Raw genomic sequence first — 19,775 nt, forward strand, 5'->3', positions numbered from 1 at the left:
AACTGTGACCGTTGGCGGCATGGCCGCTCTTTCACATCCATGTGATCGCGGCATTCGTACATCCATGTACAGCAGATGCCGCCGTCGAGCCCTCAGGGATGCTTCTTGTGAAATCAAAGGGTGGCGTGTCACAGGGGAAACAATGACAATTCATCCTACACACCTGACGACAAACTTATCTCGCTTTGGGGCAAACTGCGTTAGCTAACTGCCAATGCCAAATAGCAAAGTTTGGCGGATAAACGAGATTAGGTGATTCTGTTTCACTGCTTTTAACTCTCCCTCACTTTTAAGCATCATTTATAGGCCAAAGCTCAAAAGCTACGACAGCTTTTGTCGCAGCTATTGATTAATATACGGATATTCGAGCATAAGCCTATAACTTATCAATTAATATGCAGCCTAATTTTCAGCGTCAAGTGACCCTACTCAGCTTAATCCCGCGGGCTCCGCGCAAAATTTCGGTGAATGAATTAGTCGAGCGACTGGCAAACCGCACGCAAGATATCAGTAAGCGTTCAGTCCAGCGGGATCTCAAGGCGATGTATGAAATGGGCACCTTTGGCTTGCGCCTCGATGACAGAAACAAGCCCTATGGTTGGTCGATTGAATCTTGCTGGCGTGGCCTTAATCTGGAGTTAATGGATCAACATATGGCGCTGGCATTAACCACCTTAAAGCGAAGTGCAAGCCAGTTGATGCCGCCGCAAAGCTTGCAACAACTGCAACCCTATTTCGACAGAGCCGATCAAGTGCTGGCTAGCGATCCTGAGAATCCTTGGCTTTATTGGGCTTGCCGAGTTGCACAGCTCCCAGAGCCTTATCCCTTTATCCTGCCGCAGCACGAACCTAAATCCCTAGAGGTAATACAACAGGCGATTTTGGATAAAAAGCAAATTAGCTGCGATATAAAAAAACGGATCAATGGCAAAATGGATTGGCTGCATTACAACCCCATCAATCCACAGGGAATTTTAATCCGCGACGGTGTTGCGCTGCTCGCCTTTACCATTGGCCGTTTTGATAAGCGCCGCCATCATAAACCGATAGGTTTACTGCGTAACGCTCAGTTACTGTCGACCCCGGCGGTGGCGAGTGCAGATTTTGATATTAATAAAACCGCCCAAGGTCTAAGTGGTGAAAAAATTCACCTCGAATTACTGCTCGCCGATCGGGCAAGTTTTATCATGCGTGAAGCTAAATTTAGCGAAAACCAAACCATGCAATTACGTGAGGATGGGCGCTTTTATGTAACGGCTGAGGTCAATGACACCCCAAAACTTCGCGCGGCGCTATGGGAAATGGCCGACACCGTTGAGGTATTAGCCCCAGCAAAACTGCGGGAGCATTTTGCAGCCTTAAGCCAAAAAATGTATGCCAAATATCTTTCTGCGGTTTAAGTGTTTGATGCGACAAGCCTAGTCGCTACTCAAGGTTAGCCTTAAGACATAATAGCTAACCGTGAGAATCACCATGTTTGAACTTATCAGTGAAGGATCCGCTAGCACTATGCCCAAATTAACCGTGTTGGGTGTAGGAGGCTGCGGCTGCAATACCATTAATCAACTCAGCCACGCCAATCTGCCGCCAAGCGTCGAACTGGTCTCGGTCAATACCGACGCGCAAGCCATGGCGGCCACCAACAGCCACGCCCGCATTCAAATTGGCCCGCAAACCACCAGAGGCTTAGGCGCTGGCGCTAAACCTGATGTCGGTTGTGCGGCTGCGATTGAATCGGCCCAGGAATTAAGTCAGCAAATGCAGCACGCGGATATTGTATTTCTGACTGCGGGTTTAGGTGGCGGAACGGGCACTGGTGCACTTCCACAGGTCGCAAGACTCGCCCGAGAACTATCGAAACCCGTCATCGCCGTCGTCACTACCCCCTTTAGTTTTGAGGGGCAACATAGAGCGGCCAATGCCGAGGCGGGATTACAAGCATTATTGGAAAGTGCCAATGCTGTTATCGTACTCCCCAATGACAAGCTTGCCGAGGTACTCGGGGCCAAAGTCACCTTGCTTAACGCCTTTAAGGAGAGCAATAAAATTTTGCAAGATGTACTACTTGGGCTTGCCACTACCATTAGCCAAGCTGGGCTTATCAATATTGATTTAAATGACTTTATTTCCGTCATCAGTCGCCAAGGCCGTGCGGCCATGGGCGTGAGTAACCTTAAGGCGGATGACGATCTAGTCTCAGCCGTTAAACGCGCCATGCAACATCCCCTGCTCGATAATATCCAGCTAAATCAAGCGCAAGCTGCGATTGTCAGTGTGGTAGCCAAAGACACCATCGAACTCAGTCAATACAACCAAATCGGTGCCACAGTGCATGAGCAATTACCCAAAGATGCCTTGGTGATTATTGGGTTAACCATCAATCCGGATCTCGAGTCGGAGCTTGAAATCATGGTGATTGCAACGGGTATTGGATTAGAGCAGACAGCAAAGCCAGAACCCGTACAGATTATTGAGGATAGCTATATCAATGTGCATGACTTTATTAAGCGTCCAGCCCTACATGTGCCAGAACCGCTGCAAGCTAAATACGATGTGGATAATTTGCAAATCCCGACCTATTTGCGCCAACAAAAGCCTCCGACGCATTAGTGGGCTTGATGCAAAAACACCACGTCTTTATCTATCACTTCGAGCCGCCAACCATAATGCTCGGCAAGCCACTGAAAAGTGGCTTCGGAGTAAAAGTTAATATGAGTGGGATCATTTTTATAATGCCAAGTGCTAAATGCCGTGGGATTAAGCACTCGCTTGGTCATCACGGCTAAAATGCCCTTGGGTTTGAGCATCCCCTTTAACTGAGTCAGCAAAGCATCGGCATCACTTACGTGCTCAATCACTTCGGTAAGGGTAATAAAATCGTATTGGCAAGTGAGAACCTTATGATCATTGGCATAATAAAGATCATAGTTTTCGATACGGTAACCCCGTGCTTTGGCCATCAGGCTTAAGGTTTTGCCTTCACCACAACCAAAATCCAGTCCCAATGCAGAGGATTCAAAACGCGCCAATAAGGGGGCGAGGGTTCTGTCTAGAAACTGCTGATAACCGAGATCCTGCGGGTGATTCTCGTGCTTATCATATTCGGCTTTTTCCGCTTCAGGGCTTAGATAAAACTCGGCGGGTACGCTCACCAAGGCACAGTGCAGGCACTGTTGGTAATGGCGGCGTTTATCTTGGTGATAGGCAACTAAATCGGCACTATGGCACAGCGGACAGGTATTCAACAGCAGTATCCTACAAGAGTCGTAAGGCAAACAGCGATATTGCCTTTAGGTAGATAATGATTAACAACTAAGGTCTGAGCTAGTACCGCTAAGGTTTAGGGATTTTACGCTCTTTGGCTGCAGCTTCCTTGGCTTCTTGCAGATATTTTTGCTCACGGCTTTCCCTTTCATCAAATTGCTTTTGCGCCTTGAGCTTTTGTTGCACTTCCCAATCATGCGGATTGGTTTGCTGTTTTATTTTTTCTTCCCGCGACCTTGTCTCGCTTGCTGCTTGGCGTGCTTTTTCGAGTTGTGCCTGTTCGACTCGCTCAGAATCGATACGGGCCTTATCAGCCCTTTGCTCCAAGGTTAACCGAGGTTTGGCTTGCTCCGCTGCATGTGCCGCGGGCAATAACGCGCCAAGACACATCCCTAAAAAGATGGTTTTAATGACTCTTTGCATCCTATATTCCCCTTGAATCCTTGTTCACCTTATTGCCACTGCTAACTGAGTTTGCCGAGCAAAACATAGCATAAATCATTATTTTGCCGTGATCAGTTAGCATTATTTTCGCTTCAGCAAATAAAATAAAGTTATCTTAAACTGTTATTTTTTAATTTATATTTGAGCAAAACATCGATTCGGTTTATTTTTAACCCCATATGAATGATGTACGATTTGATACAAGCAAACTTTTGATTCAAGCAAACTAAGGGAAAGGATGTGACCTTAATCAGTGTCACCGAGGGAGTATCCTAATGATTCGATGGCAACACTTGCTGAATAAACTCACAACAGATGATCCTCTGTTGCAAGAAAAGCTGTCGCTGTGGCGAGCTAATCCCCATAAAACTCCCCTCGCCTTGATTCAAGGTTTTTGCTTTATTAGTGCAAACAGTGCCACTTTGGATTATTTTGGCACTGAGTATGATGCCTTTGTCAATGCAACACCCTATGATTTTTCCCCTAGAATTCAATCATCTGGACGTAATAGCGTTGAATTTGCGCGGGAGATGATCCTTGAAGCCGTATCAGGCATCAATGTCGAGTTTAGCTGGCTTCACCTTAACCAACAGGGTAATGAACTACCTACTAGGGTGAACCTCTATCGCTGCTATTTACAGCAACAGCCTGTTGTACTGGTAGAGCTACAAGCGTTAAACCGTAGAACCCAAGTCAGGCCAGCCATTGCCGACGGTTTCGCCCATATTCCAAAAGAGATTCTATCAACGACCTTGGAGGAAAGCGCCGAGGCTGTTTATATCACTGACACGAGCAATCGAGTACTAGCGGTAAATAAAGCGATGTGCCGAATTTGCGGCTACAGCGCCGAACAACTCATTAATAAAAATCCTGAATTTTTAGAGGCTAACCCAACCAATGCCAGAGCGGAAAACGAATGCCAGCTTGCCTTGAAACAACGTGGATTTTGGCAGGGTGAAACCCAGAAGCAGCGCTCTGATGGCAGTACTTTTCCCGCTTGGCAAAGTAGCCGCCGTATCGAAACTGATGGTATTCAATATCATGTAAATATTTTCAGTGATATCAGCACTAAAAAACTGCTCGAAACACAACTCACTACCCGTGCCATGTATGACACCTTAACAGGGTTGCCAAATCGTTTTCATCTTAAACAGATCCTTAATGGCGCCCTCGACAAATTAAAGGACGATCCCCTCGCCCTTGGTGCACTGATGTTTTTGGACCTAAACGGTTTTAAAAATATTAATGACAGTTTTGGCCATTCCATGGGCGATAGAGTATTACAACTGGTCGCGGCACGATTAGAAGCCGGTTGCATTGAAAAAGCGGATATTGCTCGTATGGGGGGCGATGAATTTACCTTAGTGTTGCAAGACTGCAATTGTAAGGAAGAAATTCAGCTGTTTGCCGAACAAATTTTAAGTTTATTCGATAGCCCGTTTGAAATTGAAGGCCAAAAATTCTTCCTTGGCACCAGTATCGGTATCGCACTTTTCCCAACACACAGTGATCAAGCTGGCCAACTGATTAGCTTGGCCGATACCGCCATGTATTGCGCTAAAAAGAACCAGCCTCATTTAGTGTTTTACGATAAATCAATGAGCCAAGCTGCAGAGCTAAAGTTAAAACTTATCAATAACCTAAGACATGCTCACAGCCTAAAGCAGTTTAAACTTGCCTACCAAGCCATAGTCGATTTACATACTAACGAACCGATTGGTGCTGAAGCGCTGTTGCGTTGGCAAAAATCCCCAACTGAGCATTATGAAGCCGCTGAGTTTGTGCCTTTGCTGGAAGAAACAGGCCTGATTGTCAGCATTGGGCAATGGGCACTCGAACAAGCCTGTAAGCAGGCATCAGTATGGCGAGCACAATACCAACCCGATTTTAAAATTTCGGTTAACGTATCGCCATTACAATTGGAGCATGTGGACTTTGTCGGTCAAGTCGTTAGCGCTCTTGAAATGGTTGCCTTACCCGCTGAGGCATTAATTTTAGAAATTACTGAGTCCGCACTTCTACGCCAACCTGAGCTTGCTAGACATACGTTAGAACGGATCAAAGCCCTCGGGGTGGGTATTGCCATTGATGACTTTGGCACGGGTCTGTCTTCGCTCAGTCGCTTGGGCACCTTGCCGATTGACAGCGTAAAAATTGATGCGGAATTTGCCCTGCGTTTAAATGACGCCTCGGGACAAAAACTCTGCCATGCCATAGTGCAATTAGCTCAGGCACTCGACATCCACTTCGTGGCTGAGGGGATAGAAACTCAGCAACAAAAAGATATCATCACCCATATGGGGCGAGGTTTTGCCCAAGGCTTTTTATTTGGTTACCCAAGCTCCGTAGAACAATTTACACAGGCCTACTTAGCCGAGAAGTGCATTGCCTAGGCTTTAAAATCAATACGTTAATATTATTCATTCAGATAATAAAGAAGTATAAATGCGGGGCTCGATAGCCCTGCCAGCACACCATAAAATATGGAATCACTCCCCTGCAAAGCAATTGGCTGGCAAAGCTATCTCATCATTTGCAGTGCAAATGAATCGCCACTATTAAACCTTGTTTTACGTTACGTTAGCGTGATCTGAATAAGATTTTAACTATTTTAATTCGTACAGAGTCTCAAAAATGCAAAAATTGAAAATCACTTAGAGCAATTCTAAAAAGTGAAATTAATCATAGCGCAACCTCACCTCAGCGGGCATCGCCTCAAGTCTAAGCGCAACCATAGCATCAAACGCCGCCAATAATGGGCTCACATCTAAGCCCTTATCAAGCGCTTTGAGCATATAAGCACTCGCTTCTAAGGTTGATAGGCTATCGCTACGGCTCGATTTGCGGATCTTATACCTTGATGCATAACCTTCGGGCAAATGCACCGCGGGTAATTGCGCCAACCATGGATTTAATTGCAATATTTTAAAGGCTTTGCGCCAAGTGCCATCGATCAACAACAGCACGCAATCTGCACTAATCATCTGTTGTTCAACACTCACACTCTGTTCCGAGGGATATACAAGATAGATAGGGCGCTGACATCGGCTTAATTGCGCCCGCAGCGCGGCAAAATCCGCCTCAGACTCACCTACATACACTTGAGTATCGGGGATCACTAGGCTTAACACCCTAACACTATTCTTTTTATGTTCGACTTCACAGGGATGCTGTAATACCAACAGCTGCGTCTGCGGTTTTATCTGCTGCACATGGGAGCATAAGCACGCATTCATCGGATAACAGCAAGTGGGGCAATAGTGGCGGCTCACAGCGAGTTCTCGATAACACAATTTCAAGCAGTATAGCAGCTTGAATTATCATAAAAAAATGCCCGTAGCTCTGGTCAAATAAGCTACGGGCAAAGGGTGTATCTTAGGTTAGCCGTTTAGGGCCTATTAATGCTCGGCGACTAACTGCTCTTGGTGCCAGTGGTCAAATCGGCTGAGCGCCATCATTGAAAGTAATCCGATAGAGAAAAATCCCATCACTAACGCCACCGCATAGGGGGCGGTCAGGTTTGTTTGCTGCACTAAGCCTGCGATGACGGATGCGCCACTCATTTGGATAAAACCTAACATTGCCGTTGCGGTGCCTGCACGCTCGCCAAAGGCAGACAGTGCCATACTGGTTGCTGGGCCTAACAGGAATGCAAAACCAATACATAACAACATCATAGGCAACATAAAGGCAAAGGCAGCAGCCATTCCAGCACTCGGGCCAAAGGTCTGTGCCATCACAATCAATATCGCCGACAGCACCAACAGTGCTAAAGCGAGGATGGCGGTTGGACGATTACCTAATTTACGGATCACCACTGGTGCAGCAAAACAAGCACCGATATTGACCAAAGCATTCAATCCAAATAAACCGCTAAAAGCCAGCTCGGATACCCCTAGATGGCCGATAAGCCATACGGGAGAGTAAGACACATAACTTAAAATCGCCGCCATTGCCGACATGCAAGCAAAGGCATAGAACAGGAAATGGGTATTGCTCAGTACGGGTTTATAACGGCTCCAACGGTACAAAGGTCCAGTACTCACGGTATTGGCTGGGCGAGTTTCCGGTAAACGGTATCCCACCAATAGCATCATCAAAATCGCGTACAAGGTCATAAACACAAAGGTTGAACGCCAGCCAAACTGCATAGCCAACAGCCCCCCTAAGGTTGGCGCCAGTGCCGGGATCACGCAGATAGCACCATTTAAGTAACTGTAAATCTTGGCGCCTTCCTTCGGCGAATAACAATCGCGCACCGCACTAAAGACCACAATTGAGGTCGAACAGGCCGCTAATCCTTGTAGCACACGGGCAATTTGTAACCAATGGAATTCAATCGCGGCGGCGGCAAGCAAACTGCTGGCGCCATAGAGCAACACGCCAAAGAGTGCGACTGGGCGACGTCCGTAACGATCGGCTAATGGGCCAATCAATATCTGCCCCACACCCATAGCAAATAAAAACAATACCAGCGTGGACTGCACTTCACTGGCAGATACGGCGAACTCTGCCGCCATAGTGGGCATAGAGGGTAGATAAATATCAATTGCCAATGGGCTGAGTAACACCAAAGACATCAAAATAGGTAACAGATTGCGCCGCATAACACTTATCTCGGTTAAACAATAAAAGGTATTTCAGTGGGCGCTAGTTTAAATAACTCAAGGTATGAACAGAAATGGTATAATTTCCAAAGTGAATTTCCTCTGAGGAATATCTATGAATCTCGACAACTTAGCCAGAATCGATCTCAACCTACTGGTGATATTGAAGGTTTTGCTTGAAGAGCAGAGTGTTACCCGCGCAGCAAGTCGTTTGCATATTAGTCAATCTGCGCTGAGTAAGAGCTTGAATCGCCTGCGAGACACCTTAGATGATCCCCTGTTCCAACGCACAGCCCACGGGCTAAAACCCACAGCCCATGCGCTAAATATAGGGCAAAAGCTGCCTAATATTTTGCAGGATTTATATCAACTGACCCAACCGCCAACCTTCAATCCGGCCAGTAGTAACAGGCAGTTTTCCTTTGCCATGGTTGAAAGCGCCTACGAAACCTTGATTCCCTATTTTATTGGTCCGCTGCTAAACACCGCGCCCAATATAAAACTCGACTCTTATGTCTGGACCGAAAAGTCGATGCACGATTTACAGCAAGGGCAAATTGACTTTGGGATTTCGGGGCGCGATCTCCATCCGCTTTCCGATCCACACACAGATCGCCTGCCTGAAGGCATTGCCTGCCAAACTCTGTTTACCGACCGGCAGGTATGCCTAGTGCGCCAAGATCATCCTTTGATGGCAGCACTCACGTCACCCCAGTGGAATTTATCCTTGTATTTGGATATGGCGCATGTGCAGGTTCGCTGCGAAGGAAGTGATTGGTGGGCACTGGACTATTTTCTTGCAGATCGCGGCCACAGGCGCCAAATTAGCACCACAGTTCCGGATTTTTACGGTGCGGCCAGTGTCTGCGCCCACAGTGACTTGATATTTACCTTGCCTTCAAGCTTTGCTCTGCACGCCTGCAAGCTATACCCACTGAAACTATTACCTTTACCCTTTGAGTTTATGCCCATGGCTTATGTGCTCTTGTGGCATCAACGCAACGATGAAGATCAAGGCCATAAATGGATGCGCGACACGATCTGCCAAAGTGTCGAAAAGCTGATGCTGCCGCAGGGTTAATTGAGTACTACATAAAAAGCCCAGAACACTAACCCATTCTGGGCTTTATTATTCAAGCAAACTTACAGAATAAAGGTCGCAACCTGAGCGTTGAGATCGTTCGCTCGCGCCTTTAATGCTTGCGCTTGAGTGAGATCCGACTTCGCCGCCTCGGTGATTTCGTCGGTCACATCCTTAATCGCCACTGTATTTTGGGTGATTTCACCTGTCACTTGGGTTTGCTCCTCGGCGGCGGTAGCAATTTGCCCCGCCATATCCGAAATCACATTCACAGCTTGGGTGATTTCCTCCAGCGCCTTGGCCGCAGCATTGGCATCTTCAACGCTATTGCCCGCTAACATTTGACTACTTTCCATCAAGCTTACAGCCTTCGCCGTTGTGCGTTGCAAGGTCTCAATGGTTGCATGCACTTCTTGGGTGGAATCTTGAGTCCGGCGCGACAATACCCGCACCTCATCGGCGACCACCGCAAAGCCTCGGCCCTGCTCGCCAGCACGGGCAGCCTCAATTGCCGCATTGAGGGCTAATAGGTTGGTCTGCTCCGCAATCCCTTGAATTGTGGCTAAAATGCTAGAAATCGACTGAGCATGGCGACTTAAATCTTCAATGACCTCAGTCGCTTGAGTCACTTCATCAGCCAAGGAATTAATTGAACTACGGGTTTTATTAACTAACTCTTTACCTTGAAAACTGCTTGCAGCCGACTGCTGCGCCGCGGTCGCGGTATTTTCCGCATTGGCGGCAATTTCATTGGTCGCGCTTGCCATTTCAGTCACCGCAGTCGCGACCATAGCGACTTCCTGCTGCTGACGTTGTAATTCGGCCACGGCAAGATGGTTGGTTTTAAGACTGCGCTCAGCATCCGCATCCAGCTCACCGGCCAAATGGCGAATATGGCTGATCAGTTGATGCTGACTACCGACAAAACGGTTAAAACTATCGGCCAGTACGCCCACTTCATCTTGGGTATCGACCTCAATACGTTGGGTTAAGTCGCCGTTACCATCGGCAATGCGCGCAAGCGCCTGCGATACGCGTCCTAATGGCCCCAATAATAGATTCACCAACCAAGAAATAGCCAATACGCTCAGCAATAACACCACCGCTGAAAGACCCAATTGAGTCAGCAGTAAATTGGTTAATGGCGCCTCGAGTGTCTCTTTGTCCAGCACTATCACCAGTTCCCAATCGGTATTGGGAATATCGACACCCCAAACTAACTTATCGCGGCTTTCATGTTCGAAATACATCGGCAGCCATGTGCCCGCCTGACGGCTCTGTTGGGGTAAATTATGGTTAAGGTCGTTGTCGATATCGCTTACAGGCTTCATCGCTTTAGAGGCATCTTTGTAAGCGATCACAGTGCCATCTTGGTGCATCATAATGGCGTAACCATTGGCTGGTAAGGTCATACGATTGACGCTTTCTACCAAACTCGCAATCGACAGATCGCCCCCAACCACACCTTGGGAAACCGCCTGCGCCATAGTAACTACTAACACATTGTATGCCACATCGACATAGGGCTTAGTCAGGATAAGCCCACGCTCATTTGTCGCTTGCTTATACCAAGGGCGAGTTCTCGGATCATAACCTGTACGGTCTATGCTAAGGTCGGAGTCCAGCATCTGCCCCGCTTGCGTTCCGTAGTAAGTAAGCTGAAATCGGCCCGAAGCCTGTGCCTGCTGTAATGCGTTTAAACTGTCACCTGCAACCTTAGATGCCAACGCCCCCACAATATCCTGACGTCCAGCGAGCCATTCTTGAATGCGTTCAGCCTGTTGATCGCCCAGTCGCTGCACCTGTTCTAAACTATTTTGCAACAACAATGACTTTTGGCTGGAATAGCTTTGCCATGACAGCAAGCCAATCACGAGGGAAAGCGCAATCACGACCGAAATCAGGATCTTTTGTTTAAGCGAGTATGAGTTCATGTTGGTATCTACGGTTTTACACAGCTTTAAAGGAAGGAGTGGAAAGACTGACAGGCATTTACTGTAAAAAAATTACAGTTTTAGCCAAAGCCAATCAAAAATTAGCCTAAATTTTCGCACATGTTACACTGCAAACAAAGAATCACTCGTCACCAAATTAATAAATATTTAAGCAAAAACATAAAGATAACCAATAACAATCAAAGCATAACTAAATATCAACCCAAGGGTCACAGCAAGCACAACTTTCCAACAAACCGATGCAACCGACGTAAAACAACGTAAATTAACCCAAATTAACGTGACTCAAATCGTTTATTTATTGCACACTGAACCTCCATAACAGAGGGAGAGAGGCTTCTCGAACAAGCCAATTTGGCTAAGCCCGTCATAACACCTTGGGCTACTCACCTTCAGCCTCACCCATTTTGATTAGGAGTTCTTATGATTTATCAACAATTTCAACAGAGCCCATTTCAGCAACGCATTTCCGGCCCTCGGGCTTGGTTAGCGATGGCCGTCACTGTCAGCTTGATCTGCTTATCCCTGTTTTTATTGCCTTTTGTTCTATTATTTGGCGCAATTGCTCTCGGCAGTTTAGTGTTATTTAGCCGTATTTATGTGGCTCGCCAATTGAGCAAGTTTAACCGTGAACAAGCACATCGTGCGCAGGCACAAGCAAGAGAAGCGGCAAGCCAAGCCTCGACGTGTAATCAAACCGCAAATGTCGTGCGAGAACTCCATGCGGATCAGTACCGTGGTCGCACCTTTGAACATCAAAAAGATGAAGGCTAATCCCTAAACGCTTAGCAGATCCTTGGCGCGATTAAGAGTATGAATTTCGCCGGGATCTTGAGTCATCTCCAGCACAGTATCAATTTGTAAGGAAAGTGATTGCCACAGAGGCTCGATAATTTCGGCCTCTTTGGTGTTTGCATGGCGCCGCGCCAGATTTAACAGCGCCGCAGAGCCCACCACATCGATGCGCCCCAAAATACCGTCAGCTAACGCCATACTGAGCTCAATCATGGCTGGCACACTGTGGCCATATTTAATCACTTCGCGCAGATAACGTTCTGCCTGACTCACGTCGCCGCCTAAGCCATTTTCATCATTGAGCATATGTTGCGCGCGGGTGAGCATGGCATCGAGCTGACCTTGCTCCGCCGCTTCGGCCATCCAATACTCACTGACGATAGGATCTCGCTGACAACCATCACCATTGGCGAGCATTAAGGCCAAATGATATTGAGCATGGGGATAACCCGCCTGCGCAGCTTTACTAATAAAATGATAGGCTTGAGGTAGATCTTTTGTTTGGTAGTAGAGAACACCTAAATTTGCCATGGCTTCGGTTTGCTCACCTTCAGCCGCCAGCTGTAAAAAGTGTTTAGCTTGCGCTAAATCCGGCTTAAATGACTCACTGCCCACCAGATAAAAATAACCAAGCAGCGCCATCGCATTGACCACACCCGCCTCTGCCGCCTTTGCAATCGCCGCCTCGCCCTTAATGGCATCGACCTGACCTTGGTAACCGTGGATTAAACTCACCCCATGCTCATAGAGGGCTTGCATATGTGTTGGGGCTGCAAGGGCAAACCAATAGGCGGCCTTAGCAAAGGTGTCACTGGCTTTTTGTGCGACTTCTTTTACAACAGAGCTATCGTCTTCAGTTCCATAGTACTGTTCGACTAAGGCAATCTCTTGCTCCTTAAGCATTAATGCTTTGGTTTTAAAGGATATACCAACAAGATACTGCGCCTCGGGATCATCTTCCATCACCGCGCGATAACAGAGATCTTTTATCGTTATGGCATCACTGGTTTGGAAACGGTACGCGGGAGCCTCGCTGCCAACCACCTTCGGATACAAGTGTTCCACCAGAGCGAGCACATCCTTAATGGCTTTTTGAGCTAAGGCGAGTAATTGCTCTTGGGTGAGGTGGTATTTCTCAGGGTGGGCGCCACGGTTACCGTCACCACGAAGGCGATGTAAGGCTCTGGTGGTCTTCACATCGATCAGTCGCTTTTGGTTTAACAGCTCGATGCGATCATAAAGATTAGGGCTAGTGAAGGAGACATCCTTACTCTGCCCTAACAACTCTGTCAGCCTATGGGTAAAACTGCGGATATGCAGTAATGACTGCGTTGGCACATCTTGCACATAGTTTTTGGCATTGAGGTAATCATCGAGAAGAGAGGCCGAAAACCTTTGGATAAATTCGCTATCCAGTAACTTAGCCTCTGTCACCATAAATCTTTACCTCAATCGATTGCACTCAGTCGAAATTATTCTGCGCTCGGCTTTTTAGACACCATATACAAACGGAACAGCGCCAAGTTTACGAATAACCCAATAAATGCCATAAAAGTATCCACTAGCATTTGTACTGGTAAACCACCAAAGGAGGCTAGGGCCGAAAGCTGGCTACCAATCACGGACAGCGGTAAATAAAGCATTAATAAGGCGATTGTTTTTAATACAATCGGGCCACTAAAGCTAAAGCTTGCCTTAATGGCTTCCAGCGGCGTTAAGCGTTCAACCACCACCATAAAGTTCACATAAGCAAGGCGGGCAAACAGATAAAAACTGAGAACGAGTCCCACTAACCACATAGGGCCAAAGGCTGCGAATAACATCACAGGCGCTAAAATGGCCAAACCTGAGAATACACCAGCTAAGAGTAAAGGCGGCACAAAAGGTAAGCTTGCTTTCAGTACCATGCCTGGCGATGGGTTATGCCCCTGAGATCTCAAATCTAAAAACAGCGTCAAAGCCGCAATCAGCACCGAGAAAAGCAGCAGAAGGATCATCATGGCAATCATCAATGGCGCGCCAAATTGCGGATTTTCGAGATCAACTTTGCTCATCTCGGTTCCTAGCCATAGCTGAATACCGACCTGCACTAATAGTAGCGGCACCGTCAGCATGGCAAGCTGAGTAAGATGATTACGGAAAAAGTAGTAAGCTTCGGTCAAAATTGCGGATAGTGACATGCGCCTTTCCAAAAATAATTGAAGTAAATTAACACCGTGAATTGCCGCTAAGGATACCCAAAATCCCCGCCCAATGCACAACACAAATCACTTCAGTGAACCGTAAATCACAGAAAAGGGCTGCAACAAAAGTCTCAAAGCCGCTACACTGTCTACTTTGTTGCGCGCAAACCCTCAAAGGATGCCACTTTATGAAACATACTTTCACGCTATCAGTGCTGATGACCACCTGTCTTTTAGCCGCTCCCGCCAGTGCAAGCTGGTTAGATAACCTCGCTGGCACACAAGCAAAAACCGAAAAACCGGCAACCAGTACCGTCACCGAGTCCAATGCATTAGTGGGAAATGTGATGTCGCAACTAGGGTTAAGTCAAACCCAAGCCGAAGGCGGGTTAGGCAGTTTATTAGGTCTTGCACAATCTAGCTTAGGCAGCAATGACTACACTAAATTAGCCGCCAGTATTCCCAATGCCGATAGCCTATTAGCTGCGGCACCTAAACTCGATGGCAATTCAGGGGTATCAGGTTTGCTCTCTAAGGCTGGTAATATTGGCTCTTCCCTGCAAGGCAGTGCAATGGTGTTAGATGCCTTTGAAAAACTTGGGATTTCTAAGGAATTAGCGATGCCGATGATCAACATCGCTAAATCATACCTTGAAACCAATGGTGCCGAAGGCAGTTCTGATCTGCTGATGAAAGGCTTAAACGCGCTACGCTAATCACTACACCTCACCCTAAGCCCGTACTTAGGGTGAACTTTAGCGTGTAAAATCACTCTATGTAGTTATTCCTTTTTGCCAGAGCAGTGCCACTTTATGATTGCGAAGCTGAAACGATTCCTTCAATCCCATATCCAAGCCATCTCCCCAGAGGAGAAAGCCCACCAGCTAAAATTAGCGGCAGCGAGCATGTTGCTCGAAGTGGTGTTTGCCGATGAGACGCTCGCGGCAGAAGAAAGAACACTATTACCTAAGCTGCTGACGGAAACCCTCTCGATGTCAGTGCAGGATGCTAATGATTTAATTGAAGAGGCCAAAAAAGTCCAAGGTAATGCCACCTCATTATTTGAGTTTACCAATACCATTAATGCCGAATTTAGCTTGGAGCAAAAGCAACAGTTGCTATTAGCCATGTGGCAATTGGCCTATGCCGACGGGCAACTGTCACAGTACGAAGATCAGATCATCCGCCGCACCGCTGATTTGCTGTATCTCAAACACAGCGAACTGATTCAGATGCGTAATCAAGCTATCAATGCGAGCTAAGTGACTTAATCAAACTCAATCAAACTCAATCAAACTCAATCAAACTCAGTGACTAAAACCCCATAATAAAAAGCCTGAAAAGCAAATCGTGCTATTCAGGCTATGTGAGTCACTTCAATGGGTTTCGATTTCAGCGGCTAGGCTAGATTAAAACGTCTACTAGAAATACTAAGCCAGCGCCTTTCCTATCTCAAAACCGACACCTCTGAGATCCGTTAACTTAACTCGCAGCCCACCCATCTCCATTTTTAAGCCTTTCTTGGTCGCAAGTTGCGATAACCAGCTGGTTTTGTCGTCATCCTCAATGGTGTCCCAATCAGCTAACACTTTATGGGCAAGACACAGCAATGCCGCCAATTTCGAAAAAGGGTTTGAATCCTTGGGATGATCCTGAAACAGAATGCCTTGCACCAGTGCTGGGGTAAACTTCCAGTTTTGTGCTAATAACGCACCAATATCAGGAGAGTCGTAACCGAGTAATTCACGCTCAAAAGCATGCTTATCTTTACCTTGCGCGACAGCTTCGGTAATTTTTTCAGCGTCTTCTGGAGAAATTGCCGCAATCAATAAATCACCAATACGGTGGAGAATTCCACAGGTAAACGCCTCATCGGGCTGAACACCACACCGTTTAGCCATCTCTTGACTATAGAGTGCGATTTCAAAGGTTTGCCCCCAAAACTGTGCTAAATCAACGCCATTGCATTTAGGCACGGCACCCATCACCGCGGAGGCTAATACTAGGGTGCGCAAGGTTTGCATACCTAGGCGCACAACGGCCTCATCAATGCTGCCAACCTCGCGACTGTGACCATAATAGGCGCAGTTGGCTAATCTGAGTACCTTGGCGCTGATTAAGGGATCACGCGATAACTTAGTCGCAATGGTTTTTACTGTTGCATTGTCATCATTCACGACTTCAAGTAATTCACTGATGGCTTTAGGTAAACGGGGTAACTCATCAACTCGGCTTAGTAACGCGGCGGAATCCATATTCATTCTCCTTCTTAGTGAATGATCAAAATATAGAACACAAAATCTCGCCCCGCCCTCAAGGATATAAGGACTTATCAATAGGGTGTAGAGCTTTTCCGCCAACGATCAGTCATTCCTAGCTAAGCAAAAACTCCGCTCATAAAGCATCAGAATGCTTCTGCAACGCTCAATAAACCTCAGGGATTTACGCTTTGCCTTATAGGTTATCGCTCAATAATTAGACTTGTTTGTAAATAAATGTTTCTAAAAATAACTAATGAATGATATAGATTAAATATTGTTCATCCATTGTAAGGAAGCATCATGGGGCAAAATGTCATCGTTAATCGTACTGGGATCATCGTCGTTAGTGCATTAATCACCTTGGGTTTGTTCGTGTTTATGGCGCAACTTATCCATAATCCACAGCCATTGAGCGGACAAGCGTCAGATGCGCCGCAAATCAATATTTTGATGAGCGAGCGAACGCCAATTCCACCGAAGGAAACTCGCAAACCCGAACCGCCAAAGCCCATCCCAACAAGGGAGCGGGTCACAACTCCGGGCGAAAGCACTGAAGTCGTCGACTTTAGCCCCCAAACTTTTACCCCCGAAATGCCGATTCAAACGACTCTCTTTACCCCATCGTCCATGTCAGCAGAAGCCTTGCCACTGGTGCAAGTATCCCCTCGCTACCCCATTGAAGCATCACAGAATGGTAAAGAAGGTTATGTGGTCGTGGGATTTGATATTACGGCGGAAGGCACTGTAAGCAATGTGCGCGTGCTTGATGCCAATCCAAAGCGAGTGTTTGATAAGGCTGCACTGTCAGCGGTACAAAATTGGAAATACAAGCCGAAGTTTGATGCGGGCAAAGCCGTTCCCCAACTTAACCAACAAGTACAACTCGACTTTAAACTGGAGCAAAAGATTTAATGCTTGATAGACCAGAACGTTTACAGCTGTACGTTCTGGTCTTGGTAATCTTGGCAGTTCAAATCGTCAAGTATTAAGAAACCTTATTATCCACTAAAGGTTGTTTGCGGCTGATATGGGTCTTTTGCCACCATAGGAATGGCGCAACACATAGGATTAACACCAACACATAGGCCATGCTCGCCCCAAGGGCAATTCCGAGCGCCAAGCAAAAACCACAACCTAATACTACTAAAGGCATATTACTGCGGGGCAATAACTTAGCTGCGGCTAACATCGCCATCAAATAGATCACCACGAACACGCCATTGCTCCAAGCAATAAGATGTTCAAGCTCTTGGCCCGTGGTGTGAGTTAGCACTATCACACTCGCCATCACACTCAGTAACGCGCCTAAGGCTCGGATGGGGACACCATGACGATTCTTAACCGCAAAACAGCGCGGTAAAATACCTTCGCAACTAAAGCTCCACACAAGGCGTGCGGCACTGGCGGCATACACATTTACCGTAGCAAGGCCGCTGGCAATCCCAAGCACTCCAATCACTTGCGCACCGTATCCCCCTAAAAGCGCATCGAATACGCCGATCATCGCTACGCTTTTATCGGTAGGCACTAACAGTAAAATCAGCGTACAGGCCACATAAATAATGCCCACCAACACAGTACCCATCATCATTGCCGGGATCATATCCTGCTGCGGACGACGAAAATCGTCGGCAAGGTGAGTCATCGCCTCTATCCCTAAAAAGCTCCAAAAGGCGATACCTGCGGCAATCATCATGGTGGAGATTTGTGGCATGCCATAGCTGGCGAGTGAGGTTAAATGCCCTGGCTGCAGACTGCTAGCCCCGAAGAGCACCACCACAATGGCGACAATACAGAGGGTTAAGCCAAATTGCAGTTTGGCCGAGACTTGGATACCACGTAAATTCAGCAAAAATAAGCCGAAGATCACCAACACCTCTGCCGATACCTTGGACCAACCATCGAGGGGGATCAGGGCATTAACAAACTGAAAAGTCATCAAAATCGCGGCCGGCGCGCCCATAGGCACCACCAGCAAAAAAATCAGTCCAATAGTACGGCCAGCGGTTCGACCAAACGCCTTTTCGACAAAATAAGCAGGCCCTGCTGCATGGGGAAAGACACTCGCCAGCCTGCCAAAAATCAGCGCGACGGGAATAATGGCTAAGGTAAGGAGTGACCAAGCGATAAGTGCGCCAGCATGGGCTTTTGCAATTGTCATTTGCGGGAGAATAAATACCCCAGTGCCAAGCAAAGTGGTGGCCATTAAGCCTGCCCCTTGCCACCGTCCTATCGTTCCGCCATGAGTTCCGCTATGTGAGTTCATCTGTTAATATTCAGTGGTTTTGAAGCCGTCAGTATAGTGAGATTCTACGCCGCAATCTGCCGTTAATCTCAGTGTTCTTAGTGGCAAACACCGGCAAAATGACGGAAAAAATGCATATTTCCGGCAAAATGACGGCGCAACCTTAGCTCTGGCTGTTTGTATAACTGATACTAGCCTGCCTTGGCGATGTGCTTCTTGCTTTGTACCACTCGTTTTTATCGGAGTCCAAGTTGGATAAGTTTGATACCGCGATCATCCATTGTCTACGCCAAGATGCTCGCCAAAGTGTTTCGAGTATTGCTGAACAAGTAAATCTTTCCCGAAGTGCTGTCGCGGAGCGGATTAAAAAGCTGGAACAAACTGGGGTTATCCGTGGCTATCAGGTATTGCTGAGTGAGTCGCAAAAAGAAGGCGTGTCGGCCTACTTCGAAATCCAACATAAATGTCCGCGCTGCGCTGATGTTGTGCATGTGTTCCATGCGATTCCCGAAGTAATTACCTGCCGCGGTATTTCCGGTGATATGGATTTGCTGGTGTATGTCCACGCGCCTTCAATGCGCCGCTTGCATGAGATCCGCGAATACATTGATACCCATACAGATATCATCAAAATCAAAACCCATGTGGTGATGAGTGAGTGGATAAATAATTTGGGGGAGTAATTACCCCCCCATATTACGCGTGTGTTGTCGCTGGGTTAGACGAAGCGCAATCAGTTGATTTGACAAGCGCTCAAGCATCAAACACATCGATTGCGCTAGCGGATCTGTGTTTGCAGCATTGGTATATTGCTTACGCCATTGTTCGGCTAAAGTAAAAATCAGTTGCTCGGCTTGCCCTAAAGGCTGATTAGTAGATACTTGTTTTACAAACAAAACTCTACAGCACTCAAAAAAACAATGCAGCACCATATTATCAA

General features: G+C 47.0%; 18 protein-coding genes and 1 pseudogene. 9 read left to right on the forward strand and 10 right to left on the reverse strand.

Annotated elements, in window-relative coordinates:
• Positions 1-395: 395 nt before the first annotated feature.
• Complete coding sequence (locus tag H9J30_RS21240) at positions 396-1,400, forward strand: helix-turn-helix transcriptional regulator (RefSeq protein WP_240132798.1); 1,005 nt, start codon at positions 396-398, stop codon at positions 1,398-1,400.
• Positions 1,401-1,509: 109 nt separating this feature from the next.
• On the forward strand, positions 1,510-2,610 hold the full coding sequence (ftsZ, locus tag H9J30_RS21245) for a cell division protein FtsZ (protein ID WP_240132799.1): 1,101 nt from the start codon (positions 1,510-1,512) through the stop codon (positions 2,608-2,610).
• On the opposite strand, the gene H9J30_RS21250 is transcribed toward ftsZ, so the two are convergent.
• Complete coding sequence (locus tag H9J30_RS21250; protein WP_240132800.1) at positions 2,607-3,245, reverse strand: class I SAM-dependent methyltransferase; 639 nt, start codon at positions 3,243-3,245, stop codon at positions 2,607-2,609. The two genes, ftsZ and H9J30_RS21250, sit on opposite strands and share 4 nt — an antisense overlap.
• Before the next feature lie 88 nt (positions 3,246-3,333).
• A complete protein-coding gene (locus H9J30_RS21255) occupies positions 3,334-3,687 on the reverse strand; it encodes a hypothetical protein (RefSeq protein WP_240132801.1) in 354 nt (117 codons plus the stop codon).
• Positions 3,688-3,983: 296 nt separating this feature from the next.
• Here H9J30_RS21255 and pdgA point away from each other — a divergent pair, with 296 nt between their 5' ends.
• The gene (gene pdgA / locus H9J30_RS21260) at positions 3,984-6,101 is read left to right on the forward strand and encodes a diguanylate cyclase PdgA (protein WP_240132802.1); all 2,118 of its coding nucleotides are present in this window, start codon (positions 3,984-3,986) and stop codon (positions 6,099-6,101) included.
• Between the two features lie 285 nt (positions 6,102-6,386).
• Here the strand turns inward: pdgA and H9J30_RS21265 are convergent, their stop codons facing one another.
• Both H9J30_RS21265 and H9J30_RS21270 read right to left on the reverse strand, forming a co-directional pair.
• A complete protein-coding gene (locus tag H9J30_RS21265) occupies positions 6,387-6,980 on the reverse strand; it encodes a tRNA-uridine aminocarboxypropyltransferase (RefSeq protein WP_240132803.1) in 594 nt (197 codons plus the stop codon).
• A 126-nt stretch (positions 6,981-7,106) separates the two neighbouring features.
• The gene (locus H9J30_RS21270) at positions 7,107-8,315 is read right to left on the reverse strand and encodes a multidrug effflux MFS transporter (protein ID WP_240132804.1); all 1,209 of its coding nucleotides are present in this window, start codon (positions 8,313-8,315) and stop codon (positions 7,107-7,109) included.
• A 115-nt stretch (positions 8,316-8,430) separates the two neighbouring features.
• Between H9J30_RS21270 and H9J30_RS21275 the strand changes: the two genes are divergently transcribed.
• Positions 8,431-9,396 carry a LysR family transcriptional regulator gene (locus H9J30_RS21275; RefSeq protein ID WP_240132805.1) on the forward strand — a complete coding sequence of 322 codons (966 nt, stop codon included), beginning with the start codon at positions 8,431-8,433 and terminating at the stop codon, positions 9,394-9,396.
• A 62-nt stretch (positions 9,397-9,458) separates the two neighbouring features.
• Here the strand turns inward: H9J30_RS21275 and H9J30_RS21280 are convergent, their stop codons facing one another.
• Positions 9,459-11,330 carry a methyl-accepting chemotaxis protein gene (locus tag H9J30_RS21280; RefSeq protein WP_240132806.1) on the reverse strand — a complete coding sequence of 624 codons (1,872 nt, stop codon included), beginning with the start codon at positions 11,328-11,330 and terminating at the stop codon, positions 9,459-9,461.
• Between the two features lie 444 nt (positions 11,331-11,774).
• Between H9J30_RS21280 and H9J30_RS21285 the strand changes: the two genes are divergently transcribed.
• Complete coding sequence (locus H9J30_RS21285) at positions 11,775-12,125, forward strand: hypothetical protein (RefSeq protein ID WP_240132807.1); 351 nt, start codon at positions 11,775-11,777, stop codon at positions 12,123-12,125.
• Between the two features lie 3 nt (positions 12,126-12,128).
• On the opposite strand, the gene H9J30_RS21290 is transcribed toward H9J30_RS21285, so the two are convergent.
• A complete protein-coding gene (locus tag H9J30_RS21290) occupies positions 12,129-13,583 on the reverse strand; it encodes a DUF4145 domain-containing protein (RefSeq protein ID WP_240132808.1) in 1,455 nt (484 codons plus the stop codon).
• A gap of 35 nt (positions 13,584-13,618) precedes the next feature.
• Entirely contained in the window at positions 13,619-14,326 is a 708-nt protein-coding gene (locus tag H9J30_RS21295) for a hypothetical protein (protein WP_240132809.1), read from the reverse strand.
• A gap of 191 nt (positions 14,327-14,517) precedes the next feature.
• Between H9J30_RS21295 and H9J30_RS21300 the strand changes: the two genes are divergently transcribed.
• Both H9J30_RS21300 and H9J30_RS21305 read left to right on the forward strand, forming a co-directional pair.
• On the forward strand, positions 14,518-15,045 hold the full coding sequence (locus H9J30_RS21300) for a DUF2780 domain-containing protein (RefSeq protein WP_240132810.1): 528 nt from the start codon (positions 14,518-14,520) through the stop codon (positions 15,043-15,045).
• Between the two features lie 96 nt (positions 15,046-15,141).
• Positions 15,142-15,591 (forward strand): tellurite resistance TerB family protein, encoded by a 450-nt coding sequence (locus H9J30_RS21305; RefSeq protein WP_240132811.1) that lies wholly within the window; start codon positions 15,142-15,144, stop codon positions 15,589-15,591.
• Between the two features lie 168 nt (positions 15,592-15,759).
• On the opposite strand, the gene H9J30_RS21310 is transcribed toward H9J30_RS21305, so the two are convergent.
• Positions 15,760-16,584 (reverse strand): HDOD domain-containing protein, encoded by an 825-nt coding sequence (locus H9J30_RS21310; RefSeq protein WP_240132812.1) that lies wholly within the window; start codon positions 16,582-16,584, stop codon positions 15,760-15,762.
• A gap of 306 nt (positions 16,585-16,890) precedes the next feature.
• Between H9J30_RS21310 and H9J30_RS21315 the strand changes: the two genes are divergently transcribed.
• The gene (locus tag H9J30_RS21315; protein ID WP_240132813.1) at positions 16,891-17,502 is read left to right on the forward strand and encodes an energy transducer TonB; all 612 of its coding nucleotides are present in this window, start codon (positions 16,891-16,893) and stop codon (positions 17,500-17,502) included.
• A gap of 73 nt (positions 17,503-17,575) precedes the next feature.
• On the opposite strand, the gene yjeH is transcribed toward H9J30_RS21315, so the two are convergent.
• Complete coding sequence (yjeH, locus tag H9J30_RS21320; RefSeq protein ID WP_240132814.1) at positions 17,576-18,856, reverse strand: L-methionine/branched-chain amino acid transporter; 1,281 nt, start codon at positions 18,854-18,856, stop codon at positions 17,576-17,578.
• Between the two features lie 230 nt (positions 18,857-19,086).
• Here yjeH and H9J30_RS21325 point away from each other — a divergent pair, with 230 nt between their 5' ends.
• Positions 19,087-19,518 (forward strand): Lrp/AsnC family transcriptional regulator, encoded by a 432-nt coding sequence (locus H9J30_RS21325; protein WP_240132815.1) that lies wholly within the window; start codon positions 19,087-19,089, stop codon positions 19,516-19,518.
• Here the strand turns inward: H9J30_RS21325 and H9J30_RS21330 are convergent.
• A pseudogene (locus tag H9J30_RS21330) lies at positions 19,519-19,775 on the reverse strand (hypothetical protein); the annotation flags it as partial.

Source organism: Shewanella cutis (assembly GCF_022410515.1).
Taxonomy (GTDB): Bacteria; Pseudomonadota; Gammaproteobacteria; order Enterobacterales; family Shewanellaceae; genus Shewanella; species Shewanella cutis.

Bases quoted from the DNA above. Each gene is read 5' to 3' on its own strand.
- H9J30_RS21280 (WP_240132806.1), bottom strand. From the start codon at position 11,330: ATGAACTCATACTCGCTTAAACAAAAGATCCTGATTTCGGTCGTGATT.
- ftsZ (WP_240132799.1), top strand. From the start codon at position 1,510: ATGCCCAAATTAACCGTGTTGGGTGTAGGAGGCTGCGGCTGCAATACC.
- H9J30_RS21300 (WP_240132810.1), top strand. From the start codon at position 14,518: ATGAAACATACTTTCACGCTATCAGTGCTGATGACCACCTGTCTTTTA.
- H9J30_RS21295 (WP_240132809.1), bottom strand. From the start codon at position 14,326: ATGTCACTATCCGCAATTTTGACCGAAGCTTACTACTTTTTCCGTAAT.
- H9J30_RS21305 (WP_240132811.1), top strand. From the start codon at position 15,142: ATGATTGCGAAGCTGAAACGATTCCTTCAATCCCATATCCAAGCCATC.
- H9J30_RS21255 (WP_240132801.1), bottom strand. From the start codon at position 3,687: ATGCAAAGAGTCATTAAAACCATCTTTTTAGGGATGTGTCTTGGCGCG.
- H9J30_RS21315 (WP_240132813.1), top strand. From the start codon at position 16,891: ATGGGGCAAAATGTCATCGTTAATCGTACTGGGATCATCGTCGTTAGT.
- H9J30_RS21270 (WP_240132804.1), bottom strand. From the start codon at position 8,315: ATGCGGCGCAATCTGTTACCTATTTTGATGTCTTTGGTGTTACTCAGC.
- H9J30_RS21290 (WP_240132808.1), bottom strand. From the start codon at position 13,583: ATGGTGACAGAGGCTAAGTTACTGGATAGCGAATTTATCCAAAGGTTT.
- H9J30_RS21310 (WP_240132812.1), bottom strand. From the start codon at position 16,584: ATGGATTCCGCCGCGTTACTAAGCCGAGTTGATGAGTTACCCCGTTTA.
- pdgA (WP_240132802.1), top strand. From the start codon at position 3,984: ATGATTCGATGGCAACACTTGCTGAATAAACTCACAACAGATGATCCT.
- H9J30_RS21285 (WP_240132807.1), top strand. From the start codon at position 11,775: ATGATTTATCAACAATTTCAACAGAGCCCATTTCAGCAACGCATTTCC.
- yjeH (WP_240132814.1), bottom strand. From the start codon at position 18,856: ATGAACTCACATAGCGGAACTCATGGCGGAACGATAGGACGGTGGCAA.
- H9J30_RS21240 (WP_240132798.1), top strand. From the start codon at position 396: ATGCAGCCTAATTTTCAGCGTCAAGTGACCCTACTCAGCTTAATCCCG.
- H9J30_RS21275 (WP_240132805.1), top strand. From the start codon at position 8,431: ATGAATCTCGACAACTTAGCCAGAATCGATCTCAACCTACTGGTGATA.